This is a genomic window from Angustibacter sp. McL0619 (assembly GCF_049994355.1).
Lineage (GTDB): Bacteria > Actinomycetota > Actinomycetes > Actinomycetales > Angustibacteraceae > Angustibacter.
In genome coordinates this window covers 380,874-395,104 of record NZ_CP188257.1, presented here as the reverse complement: position 1 = coordinate 395,104, position 14,231 = coordinate 380,874, and the positions used below count along the sequence as shown (strand labels likewise).

The window sequence follows — 14,231 nt, the reverse complement described above, 5'->3', positions numbered from 1 at the left end:
GCCCCCAGGAGCCGGGTGACGATCCGCAGGACGCGTCAACCCGCCCGACGGAGGCCTGATGACCAACCCGGATGACGCCCCGGACGACCGTCCGCTGACCGGCAGGACCGCGCTCGTCACCGGCGGCGCGAGCGGCATCGGTGCGGCCTGCGCCCGCGAGCTGGCTGCCCGCGGTGCCCGCGTGCAGGTCGCGGACCTGGACGGCGACGCTGCACAACGGCTGGCAGATGAACTGGGCGGCACGGCCTGGCAGGTCGACCTCACCGACCTGAATGCGCTCGCAGACCTCAGCCTTGACGTCGATGTGCTGGTCAACAACGCGGGCATCCAGCACGTGGCGCCGATCGAGGACTTCGACCCCAAGACCTTCCACCTCATCGTCGCGCTGATGCTGGAGGCGCCCTTCCTGCTGGTCCGGGCCGCGCTGCCCGCGATGTACGAACGCGGGTTCGGGCGCGTGGTCAACCTCTCGTCGGTGCACGGGCTGGTCGCCTCGCCGTACAAGTCCGCCTACGTCGCCGCCAAGCACGGGTTGGAGGGCCTGTCCAAGGTCACCGCGCTCGAGGGCGGCAAGCACGGGGTGACCAGCAACTGCGTGAACCCCGGCTACGTGCGAACCGCGCTGGTGGAGAAGCAGATCGCCGAGCAGGCACGCATCCACGGCATCGACGAGAGCGAGGTGCTGGACACGGTGCTGCTGACCGAGAGCGCCATCAAGCGTCTGGTCGAGCCCGCCGAGGTAGCCGGTGTGGTCGCGTACCTGGCCGGCCCGCAGGCGGCGATGGTCACCGGGGCCTCGTGGACGATCGACGGGGGTTGGAGCGCACGCTGACCCCGGCCGGTCACGCGAGGTGCTTGCGTGATCGTCGGGGCCAGACGCGGCTGGTCTACGAGCAGATGACCACGACGTGGAACGGCTCGTCGGTCAGGGCTCCAGTGCCGTTGAACGTCGTGACGAACAGCCCGTTGGTCGTGCCGGCGCGGCCGGTGATGGTGATCTCCGCGGCCCCGGTGGACCCGGCGAAGCCGCCGAGACCAACCGTGCCGGTCCACGCGCAGGTGCTGATGTTGCGGTTGAACCGCACGTCGTACGTGCCCGTGCTGAGCTTCACGCTGCTGGTCAGACCCTTGCCGCGAACCGCGGCGGCGTTGGAGTTGATGACCGCGAACACTCGCGGCAGCGCCTTGGACGTGATGGCGACCGCCTTGGAGTGTCCGTCGGGAACGTTCGCGACGCTGCTGCTGGCCGACGCGCCGTTGACCAGCAGTCCCCCCGCGAGGATCGACGCGGATCCCAGTGCGATGCCTGCCTTGACGAAGTTCTTCATGTCTTGCTCCCCCTTGCATCCGTTCGGTGACGGCCCTCGCCCCCGTTCGCGTGGTCGCCGAACGCACTCGGGCACTCCGCGCTCACGGCCTATATGACCGAGGGTGCAGCCGATAAATACGAACGGGCGCCGGAGGGTTAGCCGGTCGCCGCGACGTGCCTGCTGCGCACCTCACCGGTCATGCTCTCGAGCTCGCGGCCCTTCGTCTCGTCCACCTTCCACAGCACGAAGAAGAACGACAGGAAGGCAAAGCCGGTGTACAGCCCATAGGCGAGCACGAGGGACAACGAGGACAGCGGCGGGAACGTGGTGGTGACCACGAAGTTGGTCAACCACTGAGCCGCGGCCGCCACGGACAGGGCTGCACCGCGAATACGGTTCGGGAACATCTCGCCGAGCAGCACCCACACGACCGGACCCCACGTCGCACCGAAGGACACCACGAACAGGTTCGCACCGACCAGCGCGACCGCGTTCCACGGCGAGCCCAGCTGCGGCGCCTGCGAGCCGTCCGAGGCGGTGGTCATCACAGCTTGGGTGAAGGCGAGCGTCATCGCACCCAGCGCGAGGAACATGCCGACCGACCCGCACAGCAGCAGGATCCGGCGTCCGATCCGGTCGACCAGGGCGATCGCGACGACGGTCACCGCCATGTTGGTCACCGAGGTGATCGCCGAGATGACGAACGAGTCGGACTCGGAGAACCCGACCGCCTGCCACAGCGTCGTCGAGTAGTAAAAGATCACGTTGATCCCGACGAGCTGCTGGAACGCCGACAGCGCGATGCCCACCCAGACGATCGGCAGCAGCTTGCCCGCCGGACCTCGCAGGTCACGCAGGGACGGAGCGTGCTCGCGGTCCAGCGTCTCCTGGATCTCCTCGATCTTGCGCTCGGGCGCACTCATCCCGACGAACCGCTTGAGCACGTCGGCGGCCCGCTTCAGCTCACCGGTCGCGACGAGGTAGCGCGGCGACTCGGGGATCTGCACGGCGAGGACGCCGTAGACCAGCGAGGGGATGACGCCGACCAGGAACATCCAGCGCCAGGCCTGCATCCCGAGGATGACCTCGTTGGCGCCGCCGGCGGTGTTCGCCCAGAAGGCGTCCGAGAGCAGCGCGACGAAGATCCCGGTGGTGATCGCCATCTGCTGCAACGATCCCAGTCGTCCGCGCATCGCCGCGGGTGCGATCTCAGCGATGTAGGCCGGCGCGATCACCGACGCGATGCCGATGCCGACGCCACCGACCAGTCGCCAGAACGCCAGGTCCCACACCGAGAACGCCAACCCGGCGCCGAGCGAGCTGGCGAAGAACAGGATGGCGCCGATCAGCATCACCTTGGTGCGCCCCCAGCGGTCCGCCCACCGTCCGGCGTACCACGCGCCAGCCGCGCAGCCGAGGAGCGCGATCGCGACCACGAACCCGGTGACGAACGAGGTCAGCCCGAAGTTGTTCTGCACCGCGTCGACCGCGCCGTTGATCACCGAGCTGTCGAAGCCGAACAGGAAGCCCCCGACCGCCGCGGCGACGGACAGCATGATCACCTTGCCGTGGTGCTCGCTGAGCTGCTGCGTGGAGCCGTTCTCGGCATTCTCTGACAGGTCGGACATGGGACTACTCCAGACTCGTAGGTCACGTGCGCACCACCGTTTCTACGCCCACCCGCAGCGGTCGGCCACCGGGAGCGAGCACCTGCGATGCACCGGGCGTGACCGGGCTCTCGGTCGCCGCGGTACGAAGCACCCAGCTGAGCCGGGTAGGGTTGAGGGGTCGGCGCGCGCCGTCCGAACGCACTGGGTCACCAGGGCGGACGACGGCCCCCAGGCTTCATTCGGCGCTCCGACACCCCGCCGGCCAGCGACCTGCTGCCGCCCGGTGCCGAGGGTGCCCCTGGAGCGCCCGGCGTCGACGCCCACCACAAGTGGTTGCGCGCGCCTGTGTCACGAAATGAGTTCTCTCTGTGTCGACGCCCGACCTGAGCAACAAGTTCGCCGCCCTCGGCCTGCCCGAGCGGCTCGTCGAGCGCCTTTCCCGCGACGGCATCACCGAGCCGTTCCCGATCCAAGCCGCGACCATCCCCGACACCCTCGGTGGCCGTGACGTCCTGGGCCGCGGCCAGACCGGCTCCGGCAAGACCCTCGCGTTCGGCCTGCCGATGCTGGCCCGGCTGCAGGGCCGCAAGGCCAACGCCCGCAAGCCGTTGGCCATCATCCTGGTCCCGACCCGCGAGCTGGCCATGCAGGTGCACGACAGCCTGGAGCCACTCGCTCACGTCATCGGCGTCCGGATCAAGCTCGTCGCCGGCGGCCTGCCCTACCACAAGCAGATCAGCGCACTCGAGCGCGGCGTCGAGGTGCTGGTCGCGACGCCGGGACGGCTGACCGACCTGGTCGACCGCGGCGCCTGCGACCTGTCCGAGGTGCAGATCGCCGTCCTGGACGAGGCGGACCACATGTGCGACATGGGCTTCCTGCCCGCCGTGACCGAGCTACTCGACCACACCCCAGCCGGCGGCCAGCGCCTGCTGTTCTCGGCGACGTTGGACGGCGACGTCGACACCCTGGTGCGCGGCTACCTGAACGACCCGGTCACCCACTCCACCAGCGACGCCACCGCCTCGGTGACCACCATGGCGCACCATGTGTGGCTGGTGAAGCCGGCGCACAAGGCTCCGGTCACCGCCGCGCTCGCCTCGCGTGAGGGCCGCACCGTCGTGTTCGTGCGCACCAAGCTCGGAGCCGACCGGGTCGCCGGCCAGCTGCGCGAGCAGGGCGTTCGCGCCGCCGCGCTGCACGGTGGCCTGGCCCAGGGCGCCCGCAACCGCACGCTGTCCGCCTTCAAGGACGGCCACGTCCCGGTGCTCGTCGCGACCGACGTCGCGGCCCGTGGCATCCACGTGGACGACGTCAGCCTCGTCGTCCAGGTCGACCCGCCGGCCGACCACAAGGACTACCTGCACCGCTCCGGTCGGACGGCGCGGGCGGGCGGCACCGGCACGGTGATCACCCTCGCGCTGCCGCACCAGCGCCGGATGGTCGACCGGCTCACCGCGGCGGCCGGTGTCGACGCCACCCCCGAGCAGGTCACCCCGCACGACGACGCACTGCTCCAGGTCACCCGGGGCGCCGTCCCCAGCGGCATCTTGGTCGCCGAGCGCGACCTGTTCCCGCCGCGTCGGCCGGCTCGCCGTCCGGGTGGCTACACCGGACGTCGCAGCAGCGGCGGACCCCGTCGCGAGGGTGGCCACGCGGGCAACCGCGAAGGCGCCCGGTCCGGACGTCGCGAGGCGACCCCGCGCGGGCCGCGTCAGCCCCGCTGACCGGCCGGCGCACCGCGCCGGTTCTCGCCCCAGGTCCGCTGCGGCAGGCCCTGCACCGCAGGGCGGCCGAACAGCCAGCCCTGGGCGTAGTCACAACCCATGTCCCGCAACAGATCTGCCTGCGTCTGGCTCTCCACGCCCTCGGCTGTCACCCGGTAGCCGTGGGCGTGGGCGAGCTGGACGATCGCGCGCACCACGGCGCTCGGACGGGACGTGCCGTCCAGCCGGCTGACGAACGCCCGGTCGATCTTGATGAACGAGACCGGCAGATCCTGCAGGTAGGCCAGCGCCGAGTAGCCGGTGCCGAAGTCGTCGATACCGGTTCGGATCCCGACCGTGGCCAGCCGGCTCATCGCGTCCTGTGCCGGCGAGCCACCGGGCACCAGGCTGGTCTCGGTGAGCTCGAGCTGCAGCGACGTCGGCGGGACGCCGTACTGCGCGAGCAGCTCGTGCACCCGCTCCTCGAAGCCGGGCAGGCCGAGGGTGCGGGCGGACACGTTGACCTGCACGGTCAGGTCCACGTCCTGCTCGATCCACTCGGCGAGCTTGGCGACGCCGCGCTCGAGCATGCGGTGGTCCAGCTCGACGATCAGTCCGGTGTCCTCGGCGACGTCGATGAAGCCCTCCGGGAGCAGCATCCGGCCGTCGTCGTCGATCAGCCGCATCAGCGCCTCGACGCCGACGACCTGCTCGCCGTCCAGCCGCACGATCGGCTGGTAGACCGCGACCAGCCGGTCCTGCTCGATCGCGGTGCGCAGCCGGCGCTCGGCCAGCATCCGGGCCTCGGCCTCGGCCCGCAGGTTGCCGTCGTACAGGGCCACGCCGTCGCGGCCGGCGGACTTCGCCCGGTACATCGCCAGCTCCGCCTCGCGGAACAGCTCGTTGCCCGAACGACCTGAGTGCGAGGCAACTGACACCCCGATACTGGCGGTGCAGACCATGTCCTGGCCCTCGATGACCAGCGGGTGCCGGACCTCCTCGAGCAGCCAGCCGGCGACGTCGCAGGCAGCCTCGACTCCGGCGACCCACGGCAGCAGTACGACGAACTCGTCGCCGCCGAGTCGCGCCACCGTCGGCGAGCAGTCGCTGACGTCGTGCAGCTCCAGCGCGGCGGTCAGCCGGTCCGCGACCGCGACCAGCAGGGCGTCGCCGACGGTGTGGCCGAGGGTGTCGTTGACCAGCTTGAACCGGTCCAGGTCGAGCAGCAGGACGGCGGTCAACGGGCCCAAAGCGTCCGGCAGGTCGGCAGCGACGTCGCCGTGCGTGACGTCGTCGAGCAGGTCGGACGGCGGGGGCAGCGTCGCGAGGCTGCGCCGCAGCAGGTCGTCCAGCACGCTGCGGTTGGCCAAGCCGGTGACGCCGTCCCGGGCGGCCAGCCGGGCCAGCTCCCGCTCGGCCCCGCGCTGGCTGGTCACGTCCACGGTCGCGCCGAAGACGCAGGTCACCACGTCGCCCTCGACGATCGCCCGGGACCAGGCCACCAGCTCGCGCCAGGTGCCGTCGGGGTGGCGCAGCCGCAACGTCTCGAGCAGCCCGTCCGGGTTGGCGGCGACGGCGGCCGCAAGGTCGTCGTACCGACGGTCCTCGGGGTGCAGCATCGACTCCCACAGCCGCAGCGAGGGAGTGACCGTCACCGGGTCGAGGCCGGTCAGCGCGAACATCTCGGGCGACCACTGCAGGTCGTCGGTCAGCGCGTCCCAGCGCCACTGACCGGCTCCGGTCAGCGTGGACGTCGCGGACAACCGGAGCCGTTCGCCGGCCAGGTCGGTCTCGATCGTCGAGCCCACCATCGCCGGGGCCGCCGAGAACGCCAGGACGGACAGCACGTCGCAGTCCTCCTGGCTGACCGCGTGCGTGGTGGGAGCGAGCGCCACCACGACGCCGAGCGACACCGCGCCGTAGCGCAGCGGCGCGAGGGCCGCGGACCGGATGCCGAGCATGTTGAACAGCTCGGGGGCGATCGAGGACTCGCCGCTGGTGTCCTGGCAGAGCACCGCCTCGCCGGAGTGCAGCGTGCGCTCGGTCAGCGCGGTCAGCACCTCGAAGCGACGTCCGACGCCCAAGCTGGGCGGTGGATCGCCGGCCACCGCCGCGATCCGCAGGCCACCCTCGTCCAGCAGCGGCACCAGCACGGTGCAGCCGAGCACGCGGTGCGCCTCCTCGGCGAGCGCAACGGCGATGTCGACGGCACCTGGGCCGGAGCGGGCGATGTGCTGCTGGGCCTCGACCACGGCCTTGAGCCACCGACCGGCCGGTGGCTCAGCATCGGCCGTGGAGCCCATGACGGTGGGCTCTTGGAGGGCTTCGCGCCACCCGTCGACCATGGGCGCCCTCCCGTCCCAGACCACGTGCCAGCGACATGGTGGCACGCTTCAGCACCCCTTGGGGGGTTTTCGCCTGTACGCCATGCGGGTGAAGGGAGCGCACTCAGTGAGCGGTGCTACCGCCAGCGGCGGGTCAGATGTGGATGCCGCACTCGACCTTGTCGGTACCGGCCCACCGGCCGGACCGCGGGTCCGCGCCCGGGTCGACCCGGCGGGTGCACGGCGCGCAGCCGATCGAGGAGTACCCCTGCAGGACCAGAGCATTGCGCAGCAGGCCGTGCTCGACCTGGTAGTTCTCGACGTCGTCCGCCGTCCAGGTGGCCAGCGGGCAGACCTTGATCATGTCGTGCTTGTCGTCCCAGGAGACGACCGGCGTGTTGGCCCTGGTGGCCGACTCCTCGCGGCGCAGGCCGGTCACCCACGCGTCGTAGGGCGCGAGGGCCTCGGCGAGCGGGGCGACCTTGCGCAGGAAGCAGCACAGTCCGGGATCGCGGTCGTGCAGGCGGGGACCGTACTCGGCGTCCTGCTCGGCGACGGTCTGCTTGGGGAGCACGTCGACCACGTTGACGTCGAGCTGCCCCTGCACGCGGTCGCGCATCCGCAGCGTCTCGCGGAAGTGGTAGCCGGTGTCCAGGAACAGCACGTCGACGCCGGGCCGGACCTGGGACACCAGGTGTGAGGTCACGGAGTCCTGCATGCTTCCCGCGACGGCGATGTTGCCGCCGGTGGCCTCGACCGCCCAGCGGACGATCTCGAGGGCGGGCGCGCCGTCCAGCGCACGAGCGGCTTCCTGCACGCGGTCGCGCAGCGTGTCGGTGGCGGTGGTCATGCCAGTGCCTCCTCGTCCGCTCGGACAGCCCAGGTGGCGAAGCGCTCGTGCGGCTCGCGTTCGGCGGCGTAGCGGCGTACGACGCGCTCGACGTAGTCGGGCAGCTCCTCGGCGGTGACCTTCAGGCCACGGACCTTGCGGCCGAAGCCGGGGTCGAGGCCGAGCGCGCCGCCGAGGTGCACCTGGAAGCCGGGCACCTGCTGGCCGTCGTCGTCCGTGACGATCTGGCCCTTGAGCCCGATGTCGCCGACCTGGATGCGGGCGCACGAGTTCGGGCAGCCGTTGACGTGCAACGAGATCGGCGAGTCCAAGGTGTCGGCGATGTCCGCGAGCCGGCGCTCCAGCTCGGTCACGGCGTGCGTCGCGACCGCCTTGGTCTCGACGATGGCGAGCTTGCAGTACTCGATCCCGGTGCACGCGATGGTGTGCCGGCGGAACACGCTGGGGCGCGGATCAAGACCCAGCCCGAGCAGCCCTTCGACGACGGGCTCGACGTCCGCCTCGGGCACGTCCAGCACCAGCACCTTCTGGTGCGGGGTCAGCCGGACCCGACGCGAACCGTGCGCCTCGGCCAGGTCGGCCAGCCCGCTGAGCAGCTCGCCGGAAACCCGACCGACCATCGGCGCGGCCCCGATGTACTTGTTGCCGTCGCGCTGGCTGTGCACGCCGACGTGGTCGCCCGGGTCGGACACCGGCTGCGGCGCGGGGCCGTCCAGCAGAGGACGCTTGAGGTACTCGGTCTCCAGCACCTCGCGGAAGCGCTCGGGTCCCCAGTCGGCGAGCAGGAACTTCAGCCGCGCCTTGTGCCGCAGCTTGCGGTAGCCGTAGTCGCGGAACACCGAGGTGACCCCGGCCCAGACGTCCGGCACCTCGTCCAGCGGCACCCAGGCGCCGAGCCGAACCGCGAGGCGCGGGTTGGTCGACAGGCCGCCGCCGACCCACAGGTCGAAGCCCGGGCCGTGCTCGGGGTGCACGACTGCGGTGAACGCGACGTCGTTGATCTCGTGCACGACGTCGTTCGTCGGCATCCCGGTGATGGCGGTCTTGAACTTGCGCGGCAGGTTGCTGAACGCCGGGTCGCCGATGTAGCGGCGCTGGATCTCCTCGATCGCCGGCGTCGGGTCGACGATCTCGTCCAGCGCGATCCCGGCGACCGGGCTGCCCAGGATGACCCGCGGGCAGTCGCCACAGGCCTCGGTGGTGAGCAGGCCGACGGCTTCGAGCCTGCCCCAGATCGCCGGCATGTCCTCGACGCGCACCCAGTGCAGCTGGATGTTCTGCCGGTCGGTGATGTCGGCGGTGTCACGGGCGAACTCGGTGGAGACCTCGCCGATGGTGCGCAGCTGCTCGGTGGTCAGGGCGCCGCCGTCGACCCGCACGCGCAGCATGAAGAACTTGTCCTCGAGCTCGTGCGGCTCGAGCGAGCCGGTGCGGCCGCCGTCGATGCCGGGCTTGCGCTGGGTGTACAGCCCCCACCAGCGGAACCGGCCGTGCAGGTCGTCGTCGGTGATGGCGTCGAAGCCTTCGCGTGAGTAGACCTGCTCGATGCGCGCGCGGACGTTCAGCGCGTCGTCCTCGGCCTTGAAGCGCTCGTTCGCGTTCAGCGGCGTGCGGTCACCGAGGGCCCACTGCCCCTGGGGCACGGGCGCCCGGCCGGGGCGGGAGGTCGGGATCGTCGCAGTCATGGGTGGTCCTCATCGAGATCTTGGGCACGCAGACGGCGAGATGGCCAATGGCCTTCGATGCAGCGGTCGCCTCGCGCACTCGGTGACGACGTCGTCGTCGTCCAGGGCGGGTCAGATGCCGCGACAGATCATGCTGCGCGTGCGACCGAGGTCGACGTGGCGTCGACTCACGAGGTGGGGCTGCACGGGCATCACCCATCGATGGTCGCACAACGTCCACGATCTGGCACCGTCCGCGCCAGCATGTGGACAACCCGGACGTCCGCCTGACCTCTGACGTTGACCACGTTAGGCAGCCGTAGGCCTACCTCACCAGGGCAAGAGCCCTCGAGAAGTAGGTCGCCGCCTTCCTAACGTGGTCAAAGTCAGGGGCTGCGGCGGGGTGGCTAGCCTGGCGTGACCGCCTCACCCGCTACTGCCTGGAGCGCGCCGGATGACAACCCACGACCCCGTCCTCGTCACCGGGTGCTCGAGCGGAATCGGCCGGGCCGTCGCCCTCGAGCTGCTGGCCAACGGCCACACCGTCTACGCCACCGCGCGTCGCCCCGAGACCCTCGACGAGCTGGTCGCCGCCGGGGCGAAGGTGCTCGCGCTGGACGTCACCGACGAAGCGTCGATGGCCGCGGCGGTTCGCGCCGTCGAGGCGGAGCACGGCCAGGTCGGCACGCTGGTGAACAACGCCGGCTACGGCGAGTACGGCGCCGTCGAGGAGGTCTCGATGGACGCCGTGCGACGGCAGTTCGAGACGAACGTGTTCGGCCTGTCCCGGCTGATCCAGCTCGCGCTGCCTGCGATGCGCGAGGCCGGGCGCGGGCGCATCGTGAACATCGGCTCGATGGGCGGCCGCATCACCTTCCCGGCCGGTGGGTACTACCACGCCAGCAAGTACGCGGTAGAGGCGATCAGCGACGCGCTGCGCGTCGAGGTCGCCCAGTTCGGCATCGACGTCGTCCTGGTCGAGCCCGGCATGATCCGCACCGGCTTCGGCGAGGTCGCGGCCGGCACCCTCGACTCGACGTCCACCGACGGCTCCTCGCCGTACGACGCGCTGCGGTCCAGCGCCGACAAGGTAATGGCCGACGGCTACCGCGGCCCGTTCTCGGTGCCGCCGGGCAAGGTCGCCCAGATCGTCCGACGAGCGGTGGAGGCGGAGCGCCCGCGCTCGCGCTACCTGATCACGCCGGCCGCCCGCGCGATGGTGGCGCTGCGGCGGTTCGGTGGCGACCGCGCCTGGGACGCGTTCGTCCGCCGTCAGTTCTCGGTGACCGGGCGCGGCCGCCGCTGAGGTTTGTCCTCTTCCGGCAGTCGCGGCTCGGTCCGCTGGTCGGGGTGGATGCCGTGCTTGTCCGCGTAGAACGCCCGCAGGACGTCCATGTCCGCCACCACGTCACCGGTCGGCATCACGCTCGGACCGAAACCCATGGTTCGGGTGGGGCCGTCCACGAAGCCGAGGACGATCGGCATCCGCGACGCGCGGGCGATCCGGTAGAAGCCCGGCTTCCAGTAGTCGGTCTTGGAGCGAGTCCCCTCTGCCGCGATCACCAGCAGGTACGGCTCGCCGCTCTTGGCCTGCTTCATCAAGGTGCGGATCAGCGCACTCGGCTGGTCGCGGTCGACCGGCACCCCGCCGGTGGCCCGCAGCAGCCACCCCAGCGGCCCGACGAAGATCTCCTTCTTGATCAGCACCTTCGGCTTGCCGCCGCCGTGCCACATCACCAGGAGCATCACCACCCAGTCCCAGTACGAGGTGTGCGGTGCGCCCACGGTGATGCCGAAGGGAGGCACCTCACCGACGACCTTCCAGCGGGCAACGCGCAGCACCACCCGTGCAACGGTCCGGCGGACGATCATGGCGGCCTCCCTTGATCCCGGAACCCTAGCCCCGCTCGCGGGTTGCGGTTGCCGCTGCGCCACGGCGCCCGCAAGATGCGCACATGCCCCGCCTGCGCACCGTCTCGCCGTCCGACCCGGGGATCTCCCGTCGACGGCAGGGACGCGGCTTCGTCTACCTCGACTCCGGTGAGCGACTCACCGAGCCCCAGGCCATCGAGCGGATCAAGGCGCTGGTCATCCCGCCCGCGTGGGAGGACGTCTGGGTCTGCCGTCAGGCCAACGGGCACATCCAGGCCGTCGGGACGGACGCCGCGGGCCGGCGTCAGTACCTGTACCACCCGCAGTGGCGGGCCAAGCGCGACGAGGCCAAGCACGACCGGGTGCTGACCGTGGCCGCACGACTGCCGAAGGCGCGCGAACGCGCCGCCGACGACCTCGCCCGCGACGGCATGCCACGCGAGCGAGTGCTGGCCACTGCCTTCCGGCTCCTCGACCTCGGGTTCTTCCGGATCGGTGGCGAGAGCTACGCGGAGCAGAACGGCAGCTACGGCCTGGCCACGATCACCAAGGACCAAGTGAGCATCGACGACGGCCAGCTGGTCTTCGACTACACCGCCAAGTCCGGCCAGGAGCGGTACGTCGCGCTGGGCGATCCCGAGCTGCTCGAGGCCGTGAACATCCTGCGGCGCAGGCGTTCTGGCGGCTCGGAGCTGCTGGCCTACCAGGCCGACCGGCGATGGCACGACGTCACCAGCGACGACATCAACGCGTACGTCAAGGAGGTCGTCGGCGGTGAGGTCTCGGCCAAGGACTTCCGCACCTGGCACGGCACGGTCCTGGCCGCGGTCGCACTGGCCGTCTCCACCAACGCGGCCAGCACACCGTCGTCCCGCAAGCGCGCGGTGGCCCGGGCGATGCGCGAGGTGGCCGACTACCTCGGCAACACCCCCGCCGTCGCCCGCGGGTCGTACGTCGACCCGCGGGTCGTCGACCTGTTCGAGGACGGTACGACCATCGAGCCCGCGCTGCGACGGCTCGGTGAGGACGTCGCGCCAGGCCATCCTGCGACCCACGGCGCGATCGAGCGCGCGGTCCTGCGCATGCTGCGGGGCGCGCCGTCTGCTCGACGACGCGCCCCGCGCTGAGCCCTGCCTCGCAACCGGTCCCTGAGCCGGGTGCGAGCCGGGCTGGCCTACTTCACCTCTCGGCGGTTGCTCAGGAACAGCCCCGCAGCGATCGGCAGGACCACCCAGATCAGGACCGAGGTCAGCGACTCCCAGCCCTTGCCGTCGAGCTTGAACTGCCCGATGCGGTCGAAGGCGCTGAACACGTCGAACCACGAACCGATGTGCTTGAGCAGCGTGCTGGCCAGGATGGCGAACAGGAACGGTGCGACGAAGAACGCGGTCAGCGCCACCCCGGTGATCGGGATCAGCGCGCCGAACCCAGCACCCATCAGCACGAACATGGCCTGGGTCAGGTACTGGCCACCCCAGTACTGCCACGGGTCCGCCCCGGCCCAGCTGACCGGGTCGCCACTGATCGCGCCGGCCAGTGCGGTCGCCAGCGCGGCCAGCACGGTGATCGACACCATGACGGCCAGCATCAGCAGCAGCGCCGCCATCAGCTTGGCCAGCAGCACGGGGACCCTTCGCGGCGAGAGCGTGAACGTGGTCAGTGCCGTGCGCTGGCTCCACTCGCTCGTCATCGCCAGGATGCCCAGCACCGGCAGCAGGAACGCCGCCGCGGCCAGGGCCGCGCCCGCGAAGTCGCGGAAGTTGATGTGGCCCTGAGGGTCGTGCCAGGAGGTCCAGACCATCCAGGCGAGAGCGAGGACGGCGAGCCCGACGATCACGCCGAGGATCCACCGCCCGGCCCGGTAGTCCACGGACTTGCGAAGCTCGATCCGGGTCAGCCGGACGAACGACGGTCGCACGACCGGGCCCAGGGCCGACCGGGTCTGCGCCGGCCGGGGCTGCGTGACGGTGCTCATGCCGCGTCCTTGTCGTCAGCGAGCTCGGTGCCCGCGGTGAGGGTGAAGAAGAGCTCCTCGAGCCCGGCGCCGTCCGCGGCGCGCAGCTCGAGCAGGACCTGTCCGGCGGCTGCCGCGGCCCGGCCCACCTGCTCGGGGGTCGCGTCCACGGTGAACGCGTCGTCCGGCAGCGCAGTGGGGTTGAGTCCGGCCGCGACCAGGGCGGCGTGCAGGCCTTGCGGGTCCAGCCCGCGCACCTTGATGCCGGAGCCGGCGAGCAGCTCGGCCAGGTCGCCGTCGGCCACGATGCGTCCCTTGCCGATCACGACGAGGCGGTCGACGGTGGCCTGCACCTCGCTGAGCAGGTGGCTGGACAGCAGCACCGTGCCACCGCGGCGCGAGAAGTCCTGCAGCAGCTCGCGCATCCATCGGATGCCCTCCGGGTCCAGGCCGTTGGCGGGCTCGTCCAGAACCAGCACCGCCGGGTCGCCGAGCAGCGCCACGGCGATGCCGAGGCGCTGGCGCATGCCGAGCGAGTACTGGCCCACCCGGCGTCCAGCCGCCGAGGCAAGTCCCACCCGCTCGAGCATCTCGTCGGCGGTCCCCTTGCCGGCGCCGAGGACCTGCCCGGCAACATGCAGCGTCTCGCGGCCGGTCCGGCCGGCGTGCGCGGCAGCAGCGTCCAGCATCACGCCGACGACCCGGCCCGGGTTGGGCAGGTCGCGGTAGGCGCGACCGTCGACCGTGGCGGTTCCGGCGGTCGGCGGCGTGAGCGCGGTCAGCATGCGCAGCGTGGTGGACTTGCCCGCGCCGTTCGGGCCGAGGAAGCCGGTGACGGTCCCCGGGGCGCAGGTGAAGCTGATGTCGTCCACGGCCAGGGTGTGGCCGTAGCGCTTCGTGAGGTTCGTGACGGTGATCATGGGGTCAATCCTGGCGGGACG

General features: G+C 71.1%; 12 protein-coding genes. 4 read left to right on the top strand and 8 right to left on the bottom strand.

Annotation, left to right across the window (positions count from 1 at the left end; all coding sequences use genetic code 11):
• Positions 1-58: 58 nt before the first annotated feature.
• Positions 59-832: a 3-hydroxybutyrate dehydrogenase gene (locus tag ACPPVT_RS01935; RefSeq protein ID WP_426564947.1), complete on the top strand. Its 774-nt coding sequence runs from the start codon at positions 59-61 to the stop codon at positions 830-832.
• A 55-nt stretch (positions 833-887) separates the two neighbouring features.
• On the opposite strand, the gene ACPPVT_RS01930 is transcribed toward ACPPVT_RS01935, so the two are convergent.
• Both ACPPVT_RS01930 and ACPPVT_RS01925 read right to left on the bottom strand, forming a co-directional pair.
• A complete protein-coding gene (locus ACPPVT_RS01930) occupies positions 888-1,328 on the bottom strand; it encodes a hypothetical protein (RefSeq protein ID WP_426564945.1) in 441 nt (146 codons plus the stop codon).
• A 137-nt stretch (positions 1,329-1,465) separates the two neighbouring features.
• On the bottom strand, positions 1,466-2,938 hold the full coding sequence (locus ACPPVT_RS01925) for a sugar porter family MFS transporter (RefSeq protein ID WP_426564944.1): 1,473 nt from the start codon (positions 2,936-2,938) through the stop codon (positions 1,466-1,468).
• A gap of 350 nt (positions 2,939-3,288) precedes the next feature.
• On the opposite strand from ACPPVT_RS01925, the gene ACPPVT_RS01920 reads away from it, so the two are divergent.
• Positions 3,289-4,647: a DEAD/DEAH box helicase gene (locus ACPPVT_RS01920; RefSeq protein WP_426564942.1), complete on the top strand. Its 1,359-nt coding sequence runs from the start codon at positions 3,289-3,291 to the stop codon at positions 4,645-4,647.
• Here the strand turns inward: ACPPVT_RS01920 and ACPPVT_RS01915 are convergent.
• The 3 genes from ACPPVT_RS01915 to ACPPVT_RS01905 all read right to left on the bottom strand — a co-directional run bounded on the left by ACPPVT_RS01915 (position 4,635) and on the right by ACPPVT_RS01905 (position 9,485).
• Positions 4,635-6,971, bottom strand: a complete 2,337-nt coding sequence (locus ACPPVT_RS01915; protein WP_426564940.1) for a putative bifunctional diguanylate cyclase/phosphodiesterase — start codon at positions 6,969-6,971, stop codon at positions 4,635-4,637. The genes ACPPVT_RS01920 and ACPPVT_RS01915 overlap by 13 nt on opposite strands.
• A 133-nt stretch (positions 6,972-7,104) precedes the next feature.
• Entirely contained in the window at positions 7,105-7,800 is a 696-nt protein-coding gene (locus ACPPVT_RS01910; protein ID WP_426564938.1) for a phosphoadenylyl-sulfate reductase, read from the bottom strand.
• Entirely contained in the window at positions 7,797-9,485 is a 1,689-nt protein-coding gene (locus ACPPVT_RS01905; protein ID WP_426564936.1) for a nitrite/sulfite reductase, read from the bottom strand. The genes ACPPVT_RS01910 and ACPPVT_RS01905 overlap by 4 nt, the downstream gene beginning before the upstream one ends.
• Positions 9,486-9,918: 433 nt before the next feature.
• Between ACPPVT_RS01905 and ACPPVT_RS01900 the strand changes: the two genes are divergently transcribed.
• A complete protein-coding gene (locus ACPPVT_RS01900) occupies positions 9,919-10,770 on the top strand; it encodes an oxidoreductase (protein ID WP_426564934.1) in 852 nt (283 codons plus the stop codon).
• Here the strand turns inward: ACPPVT_RS01900 and ACPPVT_RS01895 are convergent.
• Positions 10,737-11,336 (bottom strand): 1-acyl-sn-glycerol-3-phosphate acyltransferase, encoded by a 600-nt coding sequence (locus ACPPVT_RS01895; RefSeq protein WP_426564932.1) that lies wholly within the window; start codon positions 11,334-11,336, stop codon positions 10,737-10,739. The two genes, ACPPVT_RS01900 and ACPPVT_RS01895, sit on opposite strands and share 34 nt — an antisense overlap.
• Positions 11,337-11,419: 83 nt before the next feature.
• Here ACPPVT_RS01895 and ACPPVT_RS01890 point away from each other — a divergent pair, with 83 nt between their 5' ends.
• Entirely contained in the window at positions 11,420-12,463 is a 1,044-nt protein-coding gene (locus ACPPVT_RS01890; RefSeq protein WP_426564930.1) for a DNA topoisomerase IB, read from the top strand.
• Positions 12,464-12,510: 47 nt separating this feature from the next.
• On the opposite strand, the gene ACPPVT_RS01885 is transcribed toward ACPPVT_RS01890, so the two are convergent.
• Complete coding sequence (locus tag ACPPVT_RS01885) at positions 12,511-13,311, bottom strand: ABC transporter permease (protein WP_426564928.1); 801 nt, start codon at positions 13,309-13,311, stop codon at positions 12,511-12,513.
• Positions 13,308-14,210, bottom strand: a complete 903-nt coding sequence (locus ACPPVT_RS01880) for an ABC transporter ATP-binding protein (RefSeq protein ID WP_426564926.1) — start codon at positions 14,208-14,210, stop codon at positions 13,308-13,310. Before ACPPVT_RS01880 ends, ACPPVT_RS01885 begins: the two co-directional genes overlap by 4 nt.
• Positions 14,211-14,231: the final 21 nt, after the last annotated feature.

What these genes read in the sequence shown, in the direction of transcription:
- ACPPVT_RS01935 (WP_426564947.1), top strand. Translation starts at nt 59, where the DNA reads ATGACCAACCCGGATGACGCCCCGGACGACCGTCCGCTGACCGGCAGG.
- ACPPVT_RS01930 (WP_426564945.1), bottom strand. Translation starts at nt 1,328, where the DNA reads ATGAAGAACTTCGTCAAGGCAGGCATCGCACTGGGATCCGCGTCGATC.
- ACPPVT_RS01925 (WP_426564944.1), bottom strand. Translation starts at nt 2,938, where the DNA reads ATGTCCGACCTGTCAGAGAATGCCGAGAACGGCTCCACGCAGCAGCTC.
- ACPPVT_RS01915 (WP_426564940.1), bottom strand. Translation starts at nt 6,971, where the DNA reads ATGGTCGACGGGTGGCGCGAAGCCCTCCAAGAGCCCACCGTCATGGGC.
- ACPPVT_RS01910 (WP_426564938.1), bottom strand. Translation starts at nt 7,800, where the DNA reads ATGACCACCGCCACCGACACGCTGCGCGACCGCGTGCAGGAAGCCGCT.
- ACPPVT_RS01905 (WP_426564936.1), bottom strand. Translation starts at nt 9,485, where the DNA reads ATGACTGCGACGATCCCGACCTCCCGCCCCGGCCGGGCGCCCGTGCCC.
- ACPPVT_RS01900 (WP_426564934.1), top strand. Translation starts at nt 9,919, where the DNA reads ATGACAACCCACGACCCCGTCCTCGTCACCGGGTGCTCGAGCGGAATC.
- ACPPVT_RS01895 (WP_426564932.1), bottom strand. Translation starts at nt 11,336, where the DNA reads ATGATCGTCCGCCGGACCGTTGCACGGGTGGTGCTGCGCGTTGCCCGC.
- ACPPVT_RS01890 (WP_426564930.1), top strand. Translation starts at nt 11,420, where the DNA reads ATGCCCCGCCTGCGCACCGTCTCGCCGTCCGACCCGGGGATCTCCCGT.
- ACPPVT_RS01885 (WP_426564928.1), bottom strand. Translation starts at nt 13,311, where the DNA reads ATGAGCACCGTCACGCAGCCCCGGCCGGCGCAGACCCGGTCGGCCCTG.
- ACPPVT_RS01880 (WP_426564926.1), bottom strand. Translation starts at nt 14,210, where the DNA reads ATGATCACCGTCACGAACCTCACGAAGCGCTACGGCCACACCCTGGCC.